The 24,126-nt window shown below is 35.9% G+C and carries 19 protein-coding genes; 12 read left to right on the top strand and 7 right to left on the bottom strand.

Annotation, left to right across the window (positions count from 1 at the left end):
* Positions 1-24 precede the first annotated feature (24 nt).
* From LQV47_RS20180 to polA, 8 genes are all read left to right on the top strand, one after another.
* The gene (locus tag LQV47_RS20180; RefSeq protein ID WP_230040878.1) at positions 25-888 is read left to right on the top strand and encodes a lytic transglycosylase domain-containing protein; all 864 of its coding nucleotides are present in this window, start codon (positions 25-27) and stop codon (positions 886-888) included.
* 529 nt (positions 889-1,417) lie between these two features.
* Positions 1,418-1,831 carry a type VI secretion system tube protein TssD gene (gene tssD / locus LQV47_RS20175; RefSeq protein ID WP_230040876.1) on the top strand — a complete coding sequence of 138 codons (414 nt, stop codon included), beginning with the start codon at positions 1,418-1,420 and terminating at the stop codon, positions 1,829-1,831.
* Positions 1,832-2,045: 214 nt separating this feature from the next.
* Positions 2,046-4,217 (top strand): phage baseplate assembly protein V, encoded by a 2,172-nt coding sequence (locus LQV47_RS20170; RefSeq protein ID WP_230040874.1) that lies wholly within the window; start codon positions 2,046-2,048, stop codon positions 4,215-4,217.
* 82 nt (positions 4,218-4,299) lie between these two features.
* Entirely contained in the window at positions 4,300-5,352 is a 1,053-nt protein-coding gene (locus LQV47_RS20165) for a LysM domain-containing protein (RefSeq protein WP_230040867.1), read from the top strand.
* 25 nt (positions 5,353-5,377) lie between these two features.
* Entirely contained in the window at positions 5,378-6,358 is a 981-nt protein-coding gene (locus tag LQV47_RS20160) for a hypothetical protein (RefSeq protein WP_230040866.1), read from the top strand.
* Positions 6,355-7,626, top strand: a complete 1,272-nt coding sequence (locus LQV47_RS20155; RefSeq protein WP_230040865.1) for a PAAR-like protein — start codon at positions 6,355-6,357, stop codon at positions 7,624-7,626. Before LQV47_RS20160 ends, LQV47_RS20155 begins: the two co-directional genes overlap by 4 nt.
* 502 nt (positions 7,627-8,128) lie before the next feature.
* Positions 8,129-8,536: a type VI secretion system tube protein TssD gene (gene tssD / locus LQV47_RS20150; RefSeq protein ID WP_230040864.1), complete on the top strand. Its 408-nt coding sequence runs from the start codon at positions 8,129-8,131 to the stop codon at positions 8,534-8,536.
* A 593-nt stretch (positions 8,537-9,129) separates the two neighbouring features.
* Complete coding sequence (gene polA / locus LQV47_RS20145) at positions 9,130-11,964, top strand: DNA polymerase I (protein ID WP_230040863.1); 2,835 nt, start codon at positions 9,130-9,132, stop codon at positions 11,962-11,964.
* A gap of 57 nt (positions 11,965-12,021) precedes the next feature.
* On the opposite strand, the gene LQV47_RS20140 is transcribed toward polA, so the two are convergent.
* From LQV47_RS20140 to LQV47_RS20120, 5 genes are all read right to left on the bottom strand, one after another.
* The gene (locus tag LQV47_RS20140) at positions 12,022-12,609 is read right to left on the bottom strand and encodes a hypothetical protein (RefSeq protein ID WP_230040862.1); all 588 of its coding nucleotides are present in this window, start codon (positions 12,607-12,609) and stop codon (positions 12,022-12,024) included.
* Positions 12,610-12,682: 73 nt separating this feature from the next.
* Positions 12,683-13,165: a hypothetical protein gene (locus LQV47_RS20135; protein ID WP_230040861.1), complete on the bottom strand. Its 483-nt coding sequence runs from the start codon at positions 13,163-13,165 to the stop codon at positions 12,683-12,685.
* A 27-nt stretch (positions 13,166-13,192) separates the two neighbouring features.
* Complete coding sequence (locus LQV47_RS20130; RefSeq protein WP_230040860.1) at positions 13,193-13,819, bottom strand: hypothetical protein; 627 nt, start codon at positions 13,817-13,819, stop codon at positions 13,193-13,195.
* Positions 13,820-13,849: 30 nt separating this feature from the next.
* Positions 13,850-14,248 (bottom strand): immunity 22 family protein, encoded by a 399-nt coding sequence (locus LQV47_RS20125; RefSeq protein ID WP_230040859.1) that lies wholly within the window; start codon positions 14,246-14,248, stop codon positions 13,850-13,852.
* Between the two features lie 25 nt (positions 14,249-14,273).
* Complete coding sequence (locus LQV47_RS20120; protein WP_230040858.1) at positions 14,274-14,831, bottom strand: YdeI/OmpD-associated family protein; 558 nt, start codon at positions 14,829-14,831, stop codon at positions 14,274-14,276.
* A 148-nt stretch (positions 14,832-14,979) separates the two neighbouring features.
* On the opposite strand from LQV47_RS20120, the gene LQV47_RS20115 reads away from it, so the two are divergent.
* Positions 14,980-15,627 (top strand): MgtC/SapB family protein, encoded by a 648-nt coding sequence (locus LQV47_RS20115; RefSeq protein WP_230040857.1) that lies wholly within the window; start codon positions 14,980-14,982, stop codon positions 15,625-15,627.
* Between the two features lie 30 nt (positions 15,628-15,657).
* Here LQV47_RS20115 and LQV47_RS20110 read toward each other — a convergent pair whose 3' ends face one another.
* On the bottom strand, positions 15,658-16,146 hold the full coding sequence (locus LQV47_RS20110) for a copper resistance protein NlpE N-terminal domain-containing protein (RefSeq protein WP_230040856.1): 489 nt from the start codon (positions 16,144-16,146) through the stop codon (positions 15,658-15,660).
* A 453-nt stretch (positions 16,147-16,599) separates the two neighbouring features.
* On the opposite strand from LQV47_RS20110, the gene LQV47_RS20105 reads away from it, so the two are divergent.
* The 3 genes from LQV47_RS20105 (at position 16,600) to LQV47_RS20095 (ending at position 19,707) form a co-directional block, all read left to right on the top strand.
* Positions 16,600-18,738: a S46 family peptidase gene (locus LQV47_RS20105; protein WP_230040855.1), complete on the top strand. Its 2,139-nt coding sequence runs from the start codon at positions 16,600-16,602 to the stop codon at positions 18,736-18,738.
* A 169-nt stretch (positions 18,739-18,907) separates the two neighbouring features.
* Complete coding sequence (locus LQV47_RS20100) at positions 18,908-19,351, top strand: hypothetical protein (protein ID WP_230040854.1); 444 nt, start codon at positions 18,908-18,910, stop codon at positions 19,349-19,351.
* Positions 19,348-19,707: a hypothetical protein gene (locus LQV47_RS20095; RefSeq protein ID WP_230040853.1), complete on the top strand. Its 360-nt coding sequence runs from the start codon at positions 19,348-19,350 to the stop codon at positions 19,705-19,707. The genes LQV47_RS20100 and LQV47_RS20095 overlap by 4 nt, the downstream gene beginning before the upstream one ends.
* Before the next feature lie 47 nt (positions 19,708-19,754).
* Here the strand turns inward: LQV47_RS20095 and LQV47_RS20090 are convergent, their stop codons facing one another.
* Positions 19,755-22,622: an insulinase family protein gene (locus LQV47_RS20090; protein ID WP_230040852.1), complete on the bottom strand. Its 2,868-nt coding sequence runs from the start codon at positions 22,620-22,622 to the stop codon at positions 19,755-19,757.
* Positions 22,623-24,126: the final 1,504 nt, after the last annotated feature.

The following is a 24,126-nucleotide window of genomic DNA, read 5'->3' as shown; positions in this document are numbered from 1 at the left end:
TAGCTTTATAAACATATATTTAAAATGAAAACTATTGTCAGAAATATCTTTACAGGCTTGATGCTGGTAGGAACCGGTATATTTGTAAACGGACAGTTTTTAACGGCCTCTGATACTTCAGAAAGCAGCGTGAAAAAATATAAAGGAATCATAAATTCTAATAAAGATCTTGTGGAATTTATTGAGCAGTTACTCCTTCAGAAAGGACTTCCCAAACATCTGAGAAACCTGGCCCTGATTGAGTCCCATTTTAACAGAAATATTACCTCAGGTGCCGGAGCAGTAGGAATCTGGCAGCTTATGACAGCACATGCCAATCAATATGGACTTACAGAACAGAACCGTACCGATGTCTATAAAAGTACAAAAACAGCTGTATTATCATTAGGAAACCTTTATAAAAAGTATAACAACTGGGTAACGGTTGTTGCAGCTTATAATTGTGGAGAAGGAAATATAGCAAAAGCAATGCAGGCTGCAGGCTCTTCGCAATATCATGAGTTTTCAAAATACCTTCCCGAAGAGACGATCAACCATGTAAAAAAATACCTGAACGCCTGCTATGCGACAGGAGAACTTCAGAGTGTCCTCAGTAATTATAATGCCTCCAGAATTAACAAAGTCTTTTTTGAAAATGGCGGCAGCAATGTAACAAATGAAGCGCTTTCGGAAACAGAAATCAATGCCGGCTTTAATTTAAAGGTTGTTGCAGATGAACTGGATGTGGAAGTAGATAAAATCCTTGCCTGGAATCCGGGAATAGTAGAAGAATTGCAGAAAAAAGGAGAAAGTCCTTTCTACCTTCCCACAGACCTTATGCCCGATTTTCTTTTAAGGAAAAATAAAATACTTATGCGATCTATAAAAGAAGGGGGAAGTGCCCAGTAACAATTTATAGCAAATATCAAAAAGTAAAGAATCTGATTATGATAATAGTCAGATTTTGTATTGTTTTAATTTGATCTCTTTGAAACCTAATCTGTAAAATGGAAATTGAAGAGCCAAATATATGATCAGTAAAAATGGAGCCTGGTAAAAATAGCCTGCAGCCAGTTCACAGCCTTAGAGGTTTTAAAATCTATAAGGTTAAAAAAAATAAACGAATAATATTTTCGAAATTTTTATAATTCAGATCTGTTAAAGCATGCTAAATTATATTAAAAAACCTTAATATTTCTCATTGCTGTGGAAAATGCCTATTTTGATCGATGTTTTTATGTATTTATACATCATTGTATATCATGTTTTTATATATAATTGTTAACTCTATTGTCGTAGAATTACGACATAAAATCGTAGAACTACTACAAAATTTCAGATTTGTATTCAAAAGTTTTTTTTAGAAAAAAAGACCCTCTATATTTGCTATACAATCACCGAATCACAAAATATTATTAACGATTAAAATTTACAAATCATGGCAGAAAGAAATTCAAGAGGAATCTTAAAATTCAACGGAGGCGAAGGACAAAAATTATTAAAAATGAACTACAGCGTATCGAGATCTACCGATGTATCCGGACGTGTAGCATCAGATCCTTCTAATGCCTTAATTAAAGTAACAGTAGAAGCAACTGAAAAGTCTGATATCCTTGAAAGTTTATTGAACGGAAAGTACAAGCCTACTAAAGGAGAAATTACATTCAACAAATCTCACGAAGAAGGAACATTGATTACTTTGAACTGGGAAAACGGATATGTAATTCAGCATGAAGTAGACTTCGATGCTATAGACAGCAACAGTATGTTGATCAGTTTCGTGATAAGCGCAGAAACAATTGATTACGGTACTTCTCAGTACGCAGGACTGTGGCCTTCATCGGGTAAATAAGCCGATATTCATCATCTTAGTAAAAATAAAATTGGTACAGGACAGCGCGCTCGTGAGGGTATGCTGTTCTGTTTTTTCCATTATAAACACTAAGAAGAACATTAGGAATCATTTTTTAGAAAAAAAGAGTATAAGATGTTCTGCTATTTTTGATTCCATGTATGCTGTACAGCAGTAGTTTATTCAATAATTATTTAATTCAAACAAAGACGCTATGTTTCAGGATGATAAATCAATTAAAGTAGAGGGCCAACATACAACAAAGGCAGATGCCGGCAAGTTGAAAAACACAGTAAAGGAAAAAACTATCCAAAAGGCAGAAGGAAAATTAAATAAAGCGGGTGAAGAAGTAAAGAAGGCAGCAAAAGCAGGACAACAAAGCTTAAGCGCTGCACAGGGTGCAGATATGTTTATGAATCAGACCCTGGTTTCTAATAAACCTTCAATCATTGAAAATAAAGTATGGGCAAAACAGCCCACTTCAAAAATACATAATGCTCCAGCCATTGCTGAAAGCTTTATTGCCGGTATCAACCGTGTGGTAAAGCTGGATGTTATTGTTGAAGGGAGGATGATTAAGCATTTCAAACATTTTAAGCTGGTTCAGAGCGCTGCTAAACATCATGAATTCAGCTTAACACTGGCTCATGATACCTTAGGAAATGCGGAAAACCACAATTTAGAAGAAGCCCAGAATTTTCTGGGAAAAAGAATTACCGTAGTCTTCAAATATAAAGATATTGAAAAAGGAGCTGAACGTAACTTTGTAGGAGTCATTACAGAAGTAGGCTTCAGCCAGGAAAAAGGAAGCCTGGGAAATATTGTCCTTAAAGGATATAGTCCTACGGTACTTTTAGATGCTGCACCCCATATCCAGAGTTTTGGGGGAAGTCAGCCTGTCAGCCTGAACAGTATTGCAGATCAGGTAATCAGAGAAGGGCTGGGTCAGAACAAGTTTGATTTCCGGGTAGATGCCCAGCATGGAAACGTTTCCTACAGCTCTCAATATGAAGAGACTCATTATAACTACCTTGCCAGAATAGCTGAAGCCTATGGCGAACAGTTTTATTATGATGGTGAAGTACTGCATTTTGGAAAGCTTCCACCACAGGAGAAACCGGTGAAACTTACCTATGGCAGCAGTGTGAGTGATATTGCTGTCAAAATGAGAGCACAGCATGTCAACCCAACATTTTATGGGTACAACAGCAGCAAAAATGAAAAGCTGATTACCGGAAACTCAAAAATAAACCATACTTCAGATATTGCACGGCGTGCTTACGAAATATCAGAAAAAACATTTACAACACCCTCTTTGAGAGTAGCACCTATAAAAGCTACATCCTTTATGGATATCGATGCTTCTCAGAAAGGAACGGCAGGAAGTAAAGCTTCTGAAGTTTTTATTACTTCAGGAACTACCACAGTTCCGTTCTTATATCCGGGATGCCCCGCTGATATTGAAATGCGTAAATCCGGAAGCAATGAAACGTCCTATTTTACCAAGCTGATGATTCTTGAAGTCACTCATGAAGTAGATGCCAGAGGATATTATGACGGTAAATTTGAGGCCATTGCTGCAGATACAGGATTTATCCCCCGCCCGGAATTTGAAACTCCAAGAGCTGAAGCTCAGTTTGCAAAAGTAATTTCCAATACAGATCCCCAAGACCAGGGACGGGTTAAGGTACAGTTTGACTGGCAGAATGGTCCTGATACTACAGAATTCATCCGCGTAATGTCTCCGGATGCCGGAAGCAGTGACAAGGTGAACAAAAACCGGGGCTTTATGTCAATTCCTGAAGTGGGAGACCAGGTGATCATCAATTTTGTACATCAGCATCCTGACCGTCCATTCGTGATGGGAGGAATGTTTCATGGAGGTATCGGCGCCGGAGGTGGAGCTGGAAACAATGTGATGAGCTTTAGCGGAAGAAGCGGAGCCGAACTGAAATATGATAATGGAGCAGGATCAATGAATCTTAAAGACCAGGGCGGAGCCAATATGTTTTTTGATGGAGCGGGAAATGCGGAAACCAATACAAATAACAATAAAACGGTAACCGTAGGAAATGATAATACAAAAACAGTTAAGAATAAAAATACTACCAATGTAGGCTGTAAACATACAACAAACGTAGGAGAAGGTCAAAGCATACTGACAATGGGAAATGATGGTGTAATTGATCTTAAAGGAGCAGAAAAAGTTACTTTAAAAGTTGGAAGTAGCAGCATTGAGATTACAAAAGATCAGATAACGGTGAAAGCTGATACAGTGAACATAGAGGGGGTGAGCATTACCAACGTTGGAAAGGCAAAAGGAAGTCCAGGAATGGTTGTAGATAGCAATGTTACAATCAAAGGTACCCAGGTAGATATAAATTAACGCATATAAATAAGATCTTCAGATAAACATATCGTTGATCTTATACATATTTTTAACTATAAAATAACCAGAAATCCATTGTATGGAATACAGTACGCATCAGATAAAAAAAGGAGATACATTAGAATCAATAGCAGAAAAATATCAGATGACGGGCAAAGAGCTGCTAGCCTTTCATAATTTATATTCGCCCCTTACCCAGCAATTTTTTGGGGATTACCTGCCTATCCATATTAAGACTGTTATCATCCCTTATCAAAAGAATAAAGAGGAGAAAAAAAATATTGATTATACCGTATTTGAACAAGAAAGCAGATACAGAACTGAACAACTGAATATAACCAGAATTGAGGATGAGGTAAAAAGTTATTCCCAGCTTAAAAAAGAATATGATGTGAAATTTAATCTGCCACATCACTTGGTACAGGTTAAGCTTTGCGACTTCTTTTATGAGTTTAATCCACCGGCATTGTCACGTGTTTTTGATTTCGTGTCTGAAGTTGATTATATCAGAAATAACTGTTTGGTAGAAATCGATAAGCTGGGAAGGTTTTCCAGACTTGTTGATAAAGATAAATTAAAAGTAAATTGGGACAAATTTAAAAATGAAAGACTCAATGAAATTGAATTTGTAAAAGTAATAAAACAGACCAAGCCGCAGGAATATGCAAAGCTTCTGCAAGAGGGAGATTTTCAGTTTTCTGATAAATATAATGATGAAAAGGACTATAACAGAGATCTTTTTTACCTTACATTATTGGACAAATATCTTTATTGCAGCGAAGAAAATATGGAAAGAGAAGAATACACTTATCAATCTCAGCTTTTTCCTGATGTACTTGTACCTATGACTGTGAGATATGATATTATTAAAAAAGAAGAAGACCTCATTACTATTAGAAAAGTTTGGGAAACAGTGGAATCTGAGGAACTCTTGGAAAAAGTAACCAAAGGATATGAAAAGTATCATCAGCCTCTTATAAAATATAAGTTTTCTGAATATAAGCTGGATTTAAGAAATCTATTCACTTATAATCTGAAGACAAAAACTCTGGAAAAAGCAGAATTGTCAATTATTGAAAATATAGAGAATAATATAAAATCCGAATGCATATTTAATCTGAGAAAGATATAAGGAACATTAATAATTCTAGAAAAAAATGATTTTTATAAAGACTTTAAACAGTGGCAAAAAAATAGGTGTTGTGCTTGCAGCACTATTTATTGTTCTTATATATTCTTATTTTGTACCGGGATGGGAATATCTTGATTTTGTACTTCATACTCCAAGTCTTAAAATAGATAGAACTTTTCTGTATTTTGTACTCTTTGTGTTTTATTTGTTTCACTGTATTGTTCTCTATAAAATTCTGGATTATAGTTTTTCACCAATCGGCAGTATCAGGGAAGTTGATGATCAATCAGTCAGTATTGAGTACAAAAAGAATAATTATACAATATCCAAAAATGAAATAAAAATAGAGAATAATAAAATTCTTCTCCCATTGAAGGCCGAAAAAATTACAGTCTCAAAACATCCTTTTCAAAGCAGTGCAGAAGAATATAATGACTTTTTAATGGATTTACAGAGAGGTAAAACGAGTAAGACAATAACCAGTGCTGAGCAGATTCCGGTGAGTTCTTTTTTGATTAAAAACCCAAAAATGAAGTTCATTATTTTCTGTGTATCAGGCTTTGCATTTATGCTGCTTTTTAGGAATATAATGGAACCTTTCAAAAATGATATTGGCGTAATTACAAGGACTGGGAATGTGTTTTTAGAGATTTTGGTAACACTTCCTTTCCTATTCTTATATTGTTTTCTGGTATATCTGTACTTTTATTTTACTTCTGGAGTTAAAACTATTGAACTGTCAGCAGATACATTGATTTTTAAAGGTTCCGGGCAAATTATTTTACCGAAAAAAAAGGTAAATGAAGTACATATTGTAGAGAATGCGGGTGATCATAAAGTTTTGCGGATATTGTTTTATACAAACGATAAAAATACATATTCATTGAATTTTGTGACTCCAAAGATTGTAAATTCTATTAGTGATTATTGGGAACTCAATGTGTTTTCCCCTGAAATTGCTGTAGGTACAAATAAAAACCAAATAAAGAAAATTTATAAATTATGAGTAGGTATCTTCCTCAGGAAACACATGTAGTCTGTAGCTATCAGATGGATCCCTCCCCGGGAGTTTTGCTTGTAGATCCTAAAATGTGGAATCTTTCTGTTGTCTATAAATCGGAAAAACAACCATTGCTTACAGAAGTAGATATGGTACTAAAGGATGATTTCGAGTGTAAAAGCAATTGGGGAAAAGCTGCTGCATGGTCATTTTTAGTGGCTGGTTTAGCCCTTGGACTTGCTGTCGCGTTTTCAGTTTGTACTTTGGGAGTGGGAGCTGTCGTTCTGGGAGCACTGGCTGTTGCGGCAACAGTGATTATAGCATCAAATAGTACAAAATGTAATCCTAATCTTGTAGAATGGGTTAATCCTCACGCAAGTGTTAAATTCGAAGGACATAAAGCGCTTACCCAAAAATCATTTCTTACCTGTTCTGCCGGCCCGGGAATTCTTACACCATTTTTAGATGAAGGAGAAGCGAACGCTGCTGCGAAAAATGTGGCTTTCAGAAATTGGGGCGAAGTAAGTTTAACAGCTGTAATCAGTGGACTTTTCGGTTACGCTATAGGATTTTCTGGTGGAACAGCCTTCACTGCTACCGGTGGCGGATTAGGGGCAGGCCTTTTTGCAGGAGGAAAAGAAGCTGCAGTAGGAATAGTAGGTGCATATCTTATATTTCAGCCCATTTCCTATTTGGAAGCACAGGGAATGCAGGGAATGTTCAGTAGCGATGACAAAAGTACTGCTTATGATCAAATGCTGGCTTCCCGTAAAGAATTAGAAGGACCCTTTACTGTGGATACACCTGATGATCCATATATAGGGACATCACAAACAAGTGCAGCCGAAAACCTTCTTTATCATTCTTATGACAAGTACAGACAAAAACAGAACGAAAAGTATATCAAAGAAATCATGGAACTGAAAGGTACCCGTGCACAACGTGAGGCGAGAATTGCGGAAATAGTAGCTGAAATGAAGAAAACCAGATCTGGAGCTCAGGCTGTAGAAGCAATGAAGAGAAAAAACAGCGGGAAAATTCTTCCAAGAATAAAAACAAGCAATAAAGGTAATAGAGTAATTAATGAACATAAGGCAGAAACCAACAAAGGCATGAAAGCTGAGACCGCTAAAGGCTTTGGAGGAATAAATGGGGTAGGGCTTATACTTCCCTTACTGGTATCTCCTCTTAATGAATGGACTTTTAATGTATTAGCGGATTCATTTGAAAACCAATCAGGAGGTGGGGTAACAATCAAAGCCGAACAAAATTAACAATAAATATATTTTGTATTTTAGATGAAGCATCAGAATATTTTTTTTGCAATCTTCAATTTAATCATATAGACAAGATTAAAAGGTAGATATTTTTAGTTGGATGGGTTCCTTATATTTAAGAATAAGAATTATTAAATAGATAATTGGGTATTCAAACATTCAATTTTAAATATTGTCTTTTATCCAAACCTGTACAAAAAGTACCCGCCAGAATAATTTTAAAAATCAAAATAATAGAGTCTTTATATTAAAATATTTCCCATAAAAGTGTATTAATGTATGTATTATTGCTGTTTTTGAATTATGGATAAAATATTTATTAATAAGCGATTGGGGAGCCATTTAACTCTATTGTCGTAGAATTACGACATAAAATCGTAGAACTACTACAAAATTTCAGATTTCTTATCAAAAGCTTTTTTTTCCATACCAGGGTCTTTATCTTTGCTATATAATTATTGAATAACAATTTATTACTAACGATTAAAATTTACAAATCATGGCAGAAAGAAATTCAAGAGGAATTTTAAAATTCAACGGTGGCGAAGGACAAAAATTATTAAAAATGAACTACAGTGTATCCAGAGCTACTGATGTATCCGGACGTGTAGCATCAGATCCTTCTAACGCATTAATTAAAGTAACAGTAGAAGCAACTGAAAAGTCTGATATCCTTGAAAGTTTATTGAACGGAAAGTATAAGCCTACTAAAGGAGAAATTACATTCAACAAATCTCACGAAGAAGGAACATTAATTACTTTGAACTGGGAAAACGGATATGTAATTCAGCACGAAGTAGACTTCGATGCAGTAGACAGCAACAGTATGTTGATCAGTTTCGTAGTAAGTGCTGAAACAATCGACTACGGTACTTCTCAGTATGCAGGATTATGGCCAGGTAAATAAGCCATAAACCAAACAAAAATAATACAGAACAGTGTACTCTTGAGTATGCTGTTTTGCTTTTTATAACAGTATACGGTTTTTTTTAAACTGGGGATAGCTTAGACCTGTCACAATTTTTCCAAGTAAAAAAATGAACCCTGCATCATCTGTTTTTTAGAAACAAAAAATTTTATTCTAAAAGCGTTATTTCATTTTAATTAGTGTAATAATACTCAACCTGTTTAAACCAATTAAAAATTGAGTCACAAAAACTGAGTGAAATGCTATAAACACTTTAGTTTATTTTAAGTTTAAACTGATTGAAAATAAAAAAGTACACTTAAGCAAAAAATCTTTGATTTTCTTTAAAATTACGTGAGATTATTTTCACAACTTTATTAATGCATAAAGCTGATACCTCAGATAACTAAAGTGTTATAAATCTTATGGACTTTATGATTTCTGTGCGAGATAAGAGATAGAAGCCAATACCAACAGCTTTTATTGTAAATTTTAAAAACGGAGACCAAAAACTCACATCCCGCATCCCGAACCTCACAACTCATATCTCGAATTTTGCTCCTATTTTCATATATTTGTTCATTATAGACAATATGGACGCAACACAAGATAAAAGGCTATTTCTCATCGATGCTTATGCGATGATTTTCAGAGGATATTACGCACTGATCAGAAATCCGAGACTCACGAGCAAAGGTTTGGATACTTCTGCCATCTTCGGTTTTACAAATTCTTTGATTGAATTGATCAGAAGAGAAAAACCAAGCCATCTGGCCGTAGTTTTTGATGTAGGAAGAGCAAGCGTAAGAACTGATGATTTTGCAGATTATAAAGCTAACAGAAGTGAAACTCCTGAAGCAATCAAAATTGCTGTTCCATACATTCACAGGATTTTGGAGGCGATGCATATTCCTATTTTGGGAGTAGAAGGCTATGAAGCGGATGACGTGATAGGAACTATTGCCTGCAAAGCAGAAAAAGAAGGCTATACCACTTTTATGGTAACACCGGATAAAGATTTTGCACAGCTGGTTACTGACCATATTAAAATTTATAAGCCCGGCTTAAAAGGTGGAGATATAGAAATTCTGGGAGTAGAGGAGGTAAAGGCAAAATATGAAATTGAAGATCCTAAACAGGTTATCGATTTCCTTGCTATGATGGGAGATGCTGTAGATAATATCCCGGGACTGGAAGGAGTTGGGGAAAAAACAGCAATGAAGTTCCTGAAAGAATTCGGAAATATTGAAACTTTATTGGCAAACACCGATAAACTAAAGGGGAAATTAAAAGAAAAGGTAGAAGCTTCGGCAGAAAGAGGAATTTTGTCTAAAAAGCTGGCCACTATTATTTGTGATGCTCCTATAGAATTCCATCAGGAACAATATGATCTGGAGACTCCGGATTTTGAAAAAGTAAAGGAGGTTTTTGAAGAAATTGAGTTCCGAAGACTCTATGAAAACCTGTACAGAGCTTTTGCGCCTGCAGCAACAGAAACAGTAGTGGTAAGCGAAATTGAAGTAAAACAAACTCCGGCAGGTACTGAAGTAAAAGGACAGGTCATGCAGCTTGACCTTTTTGCTAATTTCGAAGAACTGGATCAGGCAACCTCCACGAAATCCACCATTGAGCAGAATGACCACCTTTATCAGTTTGTAGATAATCCAAAAGCCCAAAAGGCACTGGTTAATAATTTATTGAAACAACAGGCCGTTTGCTTTGATACAGAAACCACTTCATTAAATGAACTGGAAGCAGAACTGGTAGGAATGAGTTTCTCTTATAAAAAAGGTCTGGCTTATTATATTCCTTTGTCTGAAGATAAAGGAGAAGTCTTGCAAACACTGGAGATTTTCAGACCGTTTTTTGAAAAAGAAGATCTGCTGAAAATTGCTCACAACTTAAAGTTTGATTATAAAATATTAAAACAATACGACATCACCGTTAAAGGGGCTATGTTCGATACCATGATTGCCCATTACCTGCTGAATCCGGATGGAAGGCATGGTATGGATTATCTTTCAGAAGTGTATCTGAACTATAAACCAGTTTCTATTGAAACCATTATCGGAAAAAAAGGTAAAAATCAGGGAACTTTCAGAGATGCTGATCTTAGGACACAAACAGATTACGCTGCAGAAGATGCAGATGTTACCTTCCAGTTGTATGAGCTGTTTGCTCCACAGCTGAAAAAAGAAAATTTAGAAGAGCTTTTTTATACTATTGAAATGCCTTTGATGGAAGTTCTCGCGAAAATGGAACTTTCCGGAATTTCTTTGGATGAAAAGTGGCTGGCACAGGAAAGTATTGATCTTGAAAATGACCTGAAGCAACTGGAAAGCACCATCTTTGAACTTTCAGGAGAAGAGTTCAATATGAATTCACCTAAACAGCTGGGGGAAATTCTTTTTGAGAAAATGCAGCTTGACCCTAAAGCCAAAAAAACAAAAACAGGACAGTATGCTACCTCAGAAGATGTACTTCAAAAGCTGGTTTCAAAACATGAAATCATCAAGCATATCCTGGAATACAGAACCTATCAGAAATTAAAATCCACTTATGTAGACGCTCTTCCTTCACAAATTGAGAAAGAAGATAACAGGGTACATACCAATTTTTCACAGACTACAGCCGCTACAGGCCGTCTGGCAAGTGTGAATCCTAACCTTCAGAATATTCCGATCCGAACATTAAGAGGCCAGCAGATTCGTGGAGCTTTTGTTTCCGGAGAAGGGAAGAAAATCATCTCTGCCGATTATTCACAGATTGAACTTCGTCTTATTGCCGAGATTTCCGGAGAAGATAATATGATCAAAGCTTTCCAGGACGGAGAAGATATTCATGCTTCTACAGCAGCTAAGCTATTTAAAATTCCATTGGAGGAAGTGTCTAAAGTACAGAGAAGCCAGGCAAAAACGGTAAACTTTGGAATCATCTACGGACAGGGAGCTTTTGCTTTGGCAGAACAGACCGGACTGTCCCGTACGGAAGCTAAGCAGATGATAGAAGCCTATTTTGAGACCTATCCAAAACTGAAGAAGTATATGGCAGAACAGGTGAATAAAGCACGTGAAATGGGATATGTAGAAACTATTCTGGGCCGAAAACGCCATTTAAAAGATATCAATTCCAACAATTTTGTTGTAAGAGGACATGCAGAAAGAAATGCTGTTAATGCTCCGGTTCAGGGAAGCGCAGCAGACATTGTAAAAATTGCTATGATCAAAATAGACAGAGAACTTGAAGAACAGCAGTTAAAAACAAAGATGCTCCTTCAGGTACATGACGAATTGGTATTTGAAACCCCTGCAGATGAAGTAGAAGCGACTTCAAAATTGATAAAAAAAGAAATGGAGAATGCCTTAAAAACACAGGTTCCCTTACTGGTAGAAATTGGTGTCGGAGATAACTGGCTGGAAGCGCATTAATAGACGTTACATTCTAAAAAATAATTAAAAAGGTGAGCCACTATCAGCTCACCTTTTTTAATTATAAGAAGTAATAATTTGGCTTTCGGCAAAATAAAAACAAGACGGATCATAATCATGCCAACAAGCCTGATAATTAGGACCATCTCCATAATTTGAGGTATTTATGTTATTCGGTCTGCCTCTTATATATACCAGCATATCATAATGCATTCCAATCCAAATCTTATGTTCAGAAATTTTAATGCAGTCTTCTCTTGACCATTCAGGATGTTTTTTATGAATTTTCCCGGCTTTGGTTTTTAAGAATTTTTCATTTTCAATTTTTTGTTGTTGATCTATGCTGTCAATTTTTGCTTTATTTTTAATACTGTCCTCTTTAGAGAATTGGCTAACTGTTTCACTTGTAGAATTAGAATGATCTTTTGTTTCAGAACATGTTTTAATTAAAAATATTATAAACAATATCCCTATAAATAACAAAACAATACCACATCCGTTATTTTGTTTTTTAGGAGTATGAGAAGAGGGAACATCTGAATTTTTTTGTTTTGGATCAGCTTTGATTGAATAACCACATTGAGGACAAAAAACAACAGTGGAATTTATGTATTTTTGACATTGAGGACATTGAGTTAATGACATAATTATAATTTTTTCATGTACAAAAATATTTTGAACATTTGAAAATTATTTACGGTTTGCCGTACTTTGAAAATTAAAGTTTATGTTTTTTATAAACTATCCATCTAGCTTTTATTTCTTTATAATGTAATAGTAAAATGCAGATACATCCAAGAATAATAACCGACAAAGAGGAAAGAGTTAGTGTATAATAAAGTTCTGATTTAAAGTCATAGGTACTCCACGAAGACTCTCTGTCCACAAAAATGCTGTAGTTCCAGAATATCCACAGACTTATTAATAATAGAAACTCAATAGCTGCCTTAATGAAAATCTTTTTTACAAAGGAAAATAAAAGGAAAATAGCCGATAAGAATACACTCGTAACAGCAGACATGTAAATAGTATCTTCAAAGAGACTGCATTCCAGACAACTACTTGAGGTATGGTCGGAAAACTGTCCCACAGACCAGTAAATCTGCAGACTGGTTATTGCGAAAATAAGAGCTATAGAAATAGAAAGTTTCTGTAAAAAAGGAAATAATCTTGGGGCTTTAGAAGAAGCTGTACTTTTCAAAATAAGATGTTTATGAGTCGGATGGCTTTAAGGATGAGAATTTTTCTTCACAGTGTTAATCTCTTTCTGCATTCTGTCTTCCCACCTTTTGCCGTTTCTCCGGTCAAGATAGGGATATACTATTTCTGAATATTTTTCCTGGCCTGTGGTTTCAAAGCCGTCAATCACACAACCGGTATTGATATATCTTACTCCATACCTTTTCCGAATACTGTCAATTTTATTGAGCGTTGCAGGGTCATGTAATAATAATGGAAACCCTCCGCCAAATTGTATAGTAACCTGATCATTTTTAATATCCTGGGTAGCCTGTTGGGAATACCTATTTTCTATTGCTGAGACTTTTCTTTGTTTTTCTACCCATCCGTTGATTGATAAATAAATAAAAAATGCCAGAACCGGAAAATTGACTATCGGAAAGATCCTTAAAAATTTAGTTTTGAAACTTAAACCTTTAATATCCAAGCTGCTTATCAGATAAGAAACCAAAGCTGTAACACTTAGTATTACAGCCAGGTATTCTAATCTGCATTCTTTACTACTATAGATGAGGTTAAACACCATCGGATAATTCTCTACATAATATTCAAAAATATACACCGCTATAATGAGCAGAATCAAGATGATATTAATAAGTATGAATTTCCTGTTCATAAGAAATGATGTGAAAACCTATGTTGTAATTTAAACGTCAAACTCAATCTCACCAATATAATACAGCTTGTTGTCATCCTGCTCTACAGAAACAGGGTTAGGAATCACAAATCTGCTGGCAAAGATAATGGCGTTGACCGGAGTATCGAGGCTAAGCTCATTGAGTTTGCTTTCCAGTACAGGAAGCCATTGGTCTGCATACGAGTACTCTGAAAACTTTTCATAAATTCCCAGATTTTCATTCTCAAAACCATACTCTATAAAATCGTCATCAAACCATTTTATATTCTGTGATTCTGCAAATTTTGAAACATATTGGTCATCAGTTTCTTCTTCTATATAAAAATTTTCATCCTCTTCTACAAAGTCATAAAAGTCTTCCTCATTTTTAAAATATCCCAGCCAGAAGTGAGAAGTTTCCTTATCCATAAATTATTTTTTTTGTATTGTAAATTTATTCTAATCTTTTTAATTGTCCACTTTTGTCAATCGCTTTTTCCAATCTTGAAAGCCTTGTCTTTTCCTGTTTTGCACTCATAATCCAATGGATGATTACCCTTTTATAAGAAGGAGGCTGGGCTTCAAAAAAATTCCAGGCAGTTGTATGAGCCATAAACTGGTCTTTATAAACTGGAGCCAGCAGTATATTCTCCTTTTCATGAGAATAAATACCGGATTTTTCTTCTTTTCTAAGTGCAAATGCCTGTTGACCTGAAGGGGTCATAAGGCCTGCCTTTGAAAGCTCTTCTACCTTTTTGATATTAATAAGACTCCAGATACTCCCGGATTTTCTTGGGGTAAACCGTATAGAATACCTTTCGTGGTCTATGGATTTTCTTACACCATCTATCCAGCCAAAACACAAAGCCTGATCTACAGATTCAGACCAGCTCATAGAAGGTTTCCCACTTCCGGTTTTATAGAATCCTGCTAACAGCTCTTTTTCTTCTGTATGGTGTTTTTCCAACCATTCTCTGAATTCTTCTTTTGTAGCAAAAAAAGTAGCTTCCATACTATAATTGGCTTCCTATTGAGACTGTAATATTACAAAAGTTTTCCGTTAAAAAAGGAATTTTTAATATCCGGATAAAGTCTGAATTCAAAAATAGTTCCGTAAATTTTTTTGTCGTAATTTTATTCTACACTTAATTTTTTTTTAAATGGAATTTCTTCAGGACCATTATACCGTTAAAAACGAACTTATACTGATTTTTATTTCAGTTATCCTTGGATTGCTGATTGGTGCTGAACGTGAATACCGCAATAAGTCGGCTGGCCTTCGTACATTTATTTTAGTCTGTTTTGGTTCCTGTCTATTCACCATTCTTTCTATTAAAATAGGAGTTGCCAATCCGGACCGCCTTGCAGCCAATATTATTACAGGAATTGGGTTTCTGGGAGCCGGGGTTATTTTTAAAGGCGATAACAAGATCGATGGGATCACCACTGCCACCACAATTTGGGCTACAGCCTCAATAGGAATGGCAGTAGGATCAGGATATGTTTATTTTTCCCTGTTAGGAACAGTGCTTGTTCTCTTGATTTTGAGTTCTCTTACCTATCTTCAGACCTTTATAGACAATTATCATAAGATCAGGGAGTATAAAATATCAGTAGCAGGTTCGGAAGATGTGAAACATTGTGAGGCTATTTTTAAAGAACATCACCTGCAATATATGATGATCAAACAGCAGTATACACAAGGGAATTTATCCGTTACCTGGAGACTTACAGGAAAAAATAACCATCATGAAGAAGTCATCAGTTGCCTGATGGATGATGAGAAGATCATAGCCTATCAGTTTTAATATAAAGCAAAAAAATAAAGGCCTGAGCCTTTATTTTTTCTTGAAGACATATAGATCTTTATTGGGACCGTCAATTTCTTTTCCGTCCATATCCAGCTGGATAAGTATGTTTTCTCCAACCTTATATTTATAGTTGGCTGTTTTACCTTTCAGTGTAATGATGCTTCCTGTGGTATCCCATTCAAAAGATCCTTTATCCTGACTCTTTGAATTTCTTTCAAGATACTCCTCATTGATAATAAATGTTTTGTCGTTATTCAATGTTAAAGAAGTCTTGATACCAGGGCAGTCAGCACACGGAACAACAGCCTCATAAGTACCATTCCAATCCAATGCATTTTCAGAAGTGTCACCCGCAGCAGTAGGAGTGGCCTTTGAAATACTGTCTGTAGGAGTAGGTTGCACACTGGTAGAATCTGTTGTAGAACCTATTGTTTCAGTTGTTGTCTCTTTTTTAGAACAAGAAGCAAGAAATAAAGCAGCCCCGATTCCCAGGATAAACATTTTGTTTTTCATCATAATAATTATTTAAATATTGTTAATTTTAAACTGACTGGCATCGAACAAAAACCAAGCCATATCAGGTGGGAGAGTTTGAGGGTTTGAGAGTGGGAGAGTAGATGAATGGTCAATTTGCTTCGCTTGTGAATTTTTACGGATACTACATTCACTATTTACTTTGCAAGCAAAAGATTCGCTATTGATAAAATTACAGTGTGAATGGGTAATGGCCAATGGTCAATTTGCTTCGCTTGTGAATTTTTACGGATACTACATTCACTATTTACTTTGCGGAGCAAAAAATTCACTATTGATATGGTCATATTCAATACCTCAGTTCTATCTCAATTTCAAAAGTCTGTCATCTGAAATCTACTATCTCCATTCTCTAAAAATATCCATTCCAACTTTACACCCGTTTTATGAAGCCTGTTCGTATTTTTCTTCGTAAATTCGGGCAAAATTATGATTATGACAAAAAAGATACTTTTATCCGTATTTCTTTTGCCGGCTGCAATGGCATTTGCACAACAATATGGAGGAATGTGGATTCCTACAGAACTGAATGAGAAGGAAATGAAGGATTTGGGAATGAAGATTTCTGCCAAAGACATTTTCAACCCTCAGAAGCCGAGTATTAAAGATGCAGTAGTACAGTTTAACGGTGGATGTACCGCAGAAATTATTTCGCCTAAAGGACTGTTGCTTACCAATCACCACTGTGGTTATGGGCAGATTCAGGCACATTCTACAGTTCAGAACGACCTGCTTTCAAATGGTTTCTGGGCTAAAAATATGACTGGTGAATTACCTAATCCAGGAGTAAAAGTAGACTTTATTGTAGATATAAAAGAAGTGACATACCAGGTGTTGGAGGGTACAGATAACCTTACAGAACCTGAGCTTACTAAAAAGATCAATAACAATATTGAGGTTTACAAAAACTCTCAGAAAACTGAATCATACCAATCGATCTTAGTAAAGTCAATGTACTATGGAAACAAGTATTACGCTTATACCATCGAGACCTATAAAGATATCCGTCTCGTAGGAGCTCCACCACAAAGTATAGGAAAATTCGGTAGCGATACAGATAACTGGGTTTGGCCAAGACATACCGGAGATTTCTCAATGTTCAGAATCTATGCAGACAAAAACAATAAGCCTGCAGAGTTTTCAAAAGATAACGTTCCTTATGTTCCCAAACATTATTTACCGGTTTCTATAAAAGACAAAAACGAAAATGACTTCACTTTTGTATTCGGATTCCCAGGGAAAACTACAGAATATCTTCCTGCAGTAGCTGTAGAGAAGATCATGAAGGATATTGATCCTGCAAGAATTGCTGTACGTGATGTGGCTTTAAAAACATTGGACGAAAAAATGCGTGTCGATAGTGAAACACGTATCAAATATGCTTCAAAATATGCATCAGTAGCCAATTATTGGAAAAAATGGATCGGTGAGGTAGAAGGATTGAAAAAATCCAATGCAGTAGAAAAGAAAGTAATGTATGAAGGTTCTCTTGTCGCTAAAAACCCTGAGATCAAGTCTACTTTAGATCAATTGAATAAATTTTACAATGATCAGGCTCCTTACGCATTAAACAACGCTTATTATACAGAAGTTGTAAAAAATGCTGAAACATTGAAGCTTGCAGGTGACTATTATGACTTTATAACTGCTGTAGAAGCAGGGAGAATGGATGAAAAGGAACTTGCAAAATTAAAAACAAAATTATCCTCTTTCTATAAAGACTACAGTGCAGAACTGGATTCTAAAGTAACGGCTAAATTATTGGCTTTATATGCCAATAAAACAGCACCCCAGTTTTTGCCGGCAGGATTTAATAAATTTAAAGACGAAAATGCAAACATCCCTGTAGTGGAAGAGATGTCTAAAAGCTCTATCATCACAGGAAGAACAGCAGTAAACGGGGCTGCCCTGACTGCTGATATTGAAAAAGGATTCTCTAATCAGGATAAGCTGATTAAAATGTTGAAGAAAGATCCTGTTTATCAATTGTACATTTCTATGAGAGAAACTTACATGAAAACTGCTGATCCGCAATATACTTCACTTCAGGCCAAGATTGATGCTTTGCAGAAGAAGTTTATGGCACAACAGATGGAAACAGATAAAGACAGAAAATTCTTTCCGGATGCCAATTCTACCCTTCGTGTAACATACGGAAAAGTAAAAGGCTCTGCACCAAGAGATGCTGTTTCTTACGGATATCAGACTCACTTAGCCGGAGTAATAGAAAAGTATGTGCCGGGAGATTATGAATTTGATGTTCCTAAAAAGCTGATCGATCTTTATAACAAGAAAGATTTTGGAGCCTATAAAGATAAGACCGGAGATGTTCCTGTTGGATTTACAGCAACAAACCATACCACCGGAGGAAATTCTGGAAGCCCTGCGCTGGATGCTAACGGAAATTTAGTAGGCCTTAACTTTGACAGGCAATGGGAGGGTACAATGAGTGATATCAATTATGATCCCCGTTTCAGCAGAAACATCATGGTGGATACAAAATATATACTGTTCATCATTGAAAAATTTGCCGATTCAAAATGGCTTGTTGATGAAATGAAAGTAATCAAATAAAGAATAATGATAAGAACCTATTTAATCAAAATTAAATAGGTTTTTTATTTGATAAAGATATCGTAATCTTTAATGCGTAAGGGAAATTTAAGATTTTATGTATAGGTTAATTCTATGGATAAAGTGAATTGCAATATATTATATCTATGTAATTTTAAATAAAAATCTTATGAACGGGAGCGATAATAAACTTAAAATGTGTGCTGAATGTGGTACACAATATCCGGAAAGTTATACGGATAATGCCTGTATTATATGTGAAGATGAAAGACAGGCAGTACCCCAAAGTGGGCAATCCTGGATCAGCCACGAGAAACTTTTAGAAGAGCACAGTGTCAAAATAAAAAAAATCAATAATAACCTTTATGAGTTTGTGGTAAACCCTCGGTTTTCTATTGGCCAGCGTGCCCTCTTTGTGATTTCAGAAGATGGAAATATATTGTGGAATTGTATCCCATTACTGGATGAAGGAGTGGTAGAATTTATTAAATCAAAAGGAGGATTAAAAGCGATTGCAATTTCCCACCCTCATTATTATTCAATTATGAAAATGTGGGCAGAAGCTTTTAACAGTAAAATCTATATCATGAAAAAGATAAAGAATGGGTGGTGAATGGTGGAAGATTGGTAGAATACTGGACAGGTGATCATATGAAGCTTTGGAATCAGCTAACACTTCATAATATAGGTGGACATTTTGATGGAAGTTCGATCCTGGAAATTCCCTGGATGAGTGAAAAAGGAACGCTTTTAATTGGAGATACGATGTATTTATCCCCATCCATGAAGCATTTTGCGACCATGAGAAGCTATCCGAACAGAATTCCTCTCCCGCAGAATGAAATTAAAAGAATTGAAAAACGATTTGAAGAGCTCAGCTTTGATACAGTTTACGGTTTCTATTCCTATCAAAATGTAGAAAATAATGCCAAAGAAATTGTGAAAGATTCTTTTGCTAAATATCAATAAAAAAGAACGGAGATATTTCCGTTCTTTTATTAAATATAGAAGATGTATTAATGTCCAAAAATATCCTGTAAACTTACTTCTGTAAAAGTTCCCATTTTACTTACGGCTTCCATATTAAGGTTTTCTTTTTTACCGATAATAGCTGTATTAAAATGTACAGGTTTGATCTCTGCCTGATAAAACTCTTTGAGGTCTTCAAACTTCAGTACCTGAATCTGCTCATAGATGTCTTTTCTGAAATCGTGAGTAATATTCAGTTTTTTCAGTCTTAATGTATTGAAAAATATATTAGTCCTTGTAACCCTTGTTGAAGCGATTTGTTTTAAAGCGGCATTCTTTGAATTTTCAAACTGAGAGGGAACTTCCGGAAGCTCACTCATCAAATCATTCATCGTATCTACAGCAATCATCAGTTTATCCGGCTGAGTACCAATATAAGTGGTAATGTAATCAGGATGATTCAGTTCTGAATGGGCACTGTAAGAAACATAAGCAGAATAGGCAAGACTCTTGCTTTCACGGATTTCCTGGAAAACAATGGAGGATAATCCTCTTCCAAAATACTCATTGAAGACATTTACTTTCCCAAAATTGGATGGATTGACAGGATTTCCCTTTCCTGCTTTGCTCATTTCCATCTGAACCATGTCATAATTGATGAAAAATACATTTCCTCCTGTATTGGGTTCTGGATAAAGCTTCGGTGCCGGAATCTGAAGACTTTCAGCTTCTATATACTTTCCAATATATCCTTTAAAGTTTTCAAAATCTTTTCCATAGAAAAAAATTTCATATGGATATTTGAATAGATTCTTCATTCGGTCAGTAAAAACTTCTGCTTTACTGCTTTCAAGTTCCTCCTTGGAAATAATATCCAAAAATCGGGAAGTACTACCCAGTTTGGTGTAGGTGGTTAAGGCGGTCATAATTCGGTTTTTATCCTTCTTTACAGCCTCACGGTTTTCCAGGATAGTATCCACAAATTGAGTATAAATCTCCTGATCCGGTTTTACTTCATACATCCAGTGCTGCAAAAGACTGATCCCTTTTTCAATATTTTCCTCCAGTCCGCTTAACGTGATCAGTAGCTGATTATTGGTCGTCTTAAAATCATTACTGACCCCTATTTTAAAGAATTCTTTCTTTAAATCTTCAGGAGAAAATCTATGAGTTCCCACATATTGCAGGAATTGAGTTGAAGTTCCCAAATCTCTGTCATTATCACTTCCGAAAGGGAAAATGAAATGTACCTGGGCGATATCATTATGCTTATTTTTAACAAAGCTTAGCTTTTTATCCCGAACGTGATCTGTAGCAATTTCTTTTTGGTAGTTGATAAATTCAGGCTTGATATCTTCAGGCTGGTCAGCCAAAATCTCTTGTAAAAATTCAGATTGAGCAGCACGGTTGATTTTAACAGGAGTAATGCCTGGATTTTCTACCCGTACCAATTTATCATTAACCCCTTTTTCTTTATAAACAACAACATAATTGTTTTTGAAGAACGCCTGGGCAAAATGTATCACATCTTCCTTGGTGAAACTGGAATATTCATCCATTTCATTAAGTTCCTGTTCCCAGGTTCTTCCTTTTATATAGGTGTCATAAAGAGTCGTGGCCAGGCCTTCTGCCGTTTCAAGGCCCTTCATTCTTTGAAGTTTGAAATCGTTTATAATGGCAGGAAGCATCCAGTCAGGGAAATCTCCCTTTTTGATCAGTTCAATTTCTTCCAGCACCATTTCCTTCGCTTCATCCAACGCCTGTGTTTCCTTGGGAACAGCTACAATAGAAAAATAGCCATATTGTTTTAATCCTACAGAAAAAGCCTGTGCCCACAACATTTTTTGAGTCTGATTAATATGGAGGTCCAATAAACCGGCCTCCCCTCTGTTGCTAAGGATGTTGGCTACAATATCAGCAAGCATGGCTTCCCTTGTACCATAGCTATCCGTTCTCCAGGCCAGCTGAACCCTTGGAGTAGTGGGGCTTTTTACCGTTTTCGTAACAACCTCAGTGATGGGCTTTTCAATAACCGGAGTTTTCTCAGGAAGCTCTCTGTAAGGAATAGCCCCAAAATACTGATCAATTAATTGGATTGTTTCTTCAAAATCAAAATCTCCAACCAATACCATTGCATAATTATTAGGAACATAATATTCATCAAAATATTTATGAATAGCTTCCATAGAAGGATTTTTTAAATGTTCCGGCTTACCTAGGGTAGTTTGTTGCCCGTTAGGATGGGTAGGAAACAAAGCATCCATCAGTTCATAGTTCACCAGTCTGGAATCATTATCCTGTGCTCTGTTGAATTCTTCGTATACAGATTCCAGCTCCGTATGGAAAAGACGTAATACGATTTCAGAAAACCTTTCCTTCTCTATTTTTAGCCATTTTTCAAGCTCGTTGTTGGGAATATTATTCTTATAAACCGTTTCATCAAACCAGGTATGGGCGTTGGTTCCGCTAGCACCCAAAGACGAAATAGCTTTGTCATACTCATTGGCGATAGCATATTGACTGGCTTCCTGAGAGATCTGATCTATTTTTTTATAGATTTCCTTCTTTTTTTCAGGATCCTGCTCTGCTTTATGGGCTTCATAAAGTGCTGAAATCTGATCAATAAGTTTCTTTTCTTTTTCCCAGTCCTGAGTTCCTATCTTAGAAGTACCTTTAAACATCATATGTTCAAGGTAGTGGGCCAATCCCGTATTGTCTGCCGGATCATTATTGCTTCCCGTTCTTACCGGAATGAAAGTCTGAATTCTTGGTGCATCAAAATTTTGGGCAAGGAAAACCTTTAAACCATTCTTCAGCATGTAGACTCTTACCTTATTTTCATCGTGGGTTACTGTAGTATATTCGTAGTGGTTCATATCTGTATGAACTGTTTCCGTATATTTCTTGTCAATCATAGATAAACTCATTTCATCCTTTAAAATTCAGAATGTACTACAAATGTAAGCAATCAAAAAAAATGTTTCCCCTTTTTTATGACTATTACATCTATTATGATCGTTGAAAAAGTGAATAAGAGTAAAGCATGTAGCCAATATAAGTGTACAGCAGGGGATAACACACCATATATACCAATAAACTACTATATAATATATATAACTTCATTTCACTCCCAAATCTTCAGCTTTCCACTCCCAAACCCCTCTCGAACTCTACATCTCTCGAACTCTCAAACTCTCGAACTCAAGAGGAGCTTTTTCCCGCTATCCACTCATACTCCTCGCGCCATGGCTCCCTGCACTGTATCCTTCCCCTGTGCCGAGCTGTGCTGCGGGGTACCCGTTACTATCGGGGCTAGGGGAGGAATAGGTAATAAGTAGTTATGAGTGATGAGTGATGAGTGATGAGTGATGAGTGATGAGTAATAGGGTTGGATTTCAACAATATAAAATAGAGAGCCATTGTATTCATTATTATAAGTGTTTCCCAGACCCGTTTCTCATTGATTACTTAGAATCTTTGATTTCCGCAGGGATCTTGCGATTGTATCCACTATCTTTCATATGAATATCCAGCGTCTGGATCCTTACAAGATAAATGTACGTCCAGCTCAGAATAACGTAGCAATGCGAAACAAACAATCAGCTGTACCTATATAATTAAGAATGCCGTCAATAGGAGTGGGCTTTAGCCCGCTCAAATAAAAGCAGCCCCTGCCTTGGCTTTAGCCCAAACCTAATCCGGGAACCTTCAGATAAGACAGCCCGATCATATAAAATAATATATAGTAAAAGAACAATACCATATATATGGAATAACTTCCATCACCTATCACTCACAACTCACAACTCATAACTCATAACTCCTCACTTATAACTCCTCAAACATTTGTTTAAAACTTTTCACCTTACCTTCCAGCGTGTTAAGATAAAAAATGAACGTAATATGAATTTAGTGTTACATAAACTTGTTTGGTATAGGTAAGTTGGCTTACCTTTGCCGCACTGAAAAACGAAAGAAAATCAGTAAGCGCAGAAGGGCTTTTAGATAAGCATAAAACGTATACTCGAAAAGAAAATAAGTCTAAAAAAAGGCTTCAAAATTTTTAGAAATAAAAGTTGCGGAAGTAAAAAAGATTTGTATCTTTGCAGTCCCAATACGGGAGCGCAGGAGTATAGAAGATTAAGGGTTATAGAAGGAGTTAAGGTTACCAAATAAACTTTAAATTTTCTTTCGAAAACATTTGGTCATTACGAAATAAAGTTTTACTTTTGCACTCGCAAATATGGAGCGCCACTGACAGAGAGAGTGTTTCATTACAAAGCGAAAGATATAAAGATCATTGACATACAATATAACAACCAAGTAAGGAAAAACTAAAGCGTCAAAACTTTGAGTGAGTCAGACAAACATACAATGGAGAGTTTGATCCTGGCTCAGGATGAACGCTAGCGGGAGGCC

It is taken from the genome of Chryseobacterium sp. Bi04, from assembly GCF_918698085.1.
Lineage (GTDB): Bacteria > Bacteroidota > Bacteroidia > Flavobacteriales > Weeksellaceae > Chryseobacterium.
This window is presented reverse-complemented; position numbering and strand designations above follow the sequence as displayed.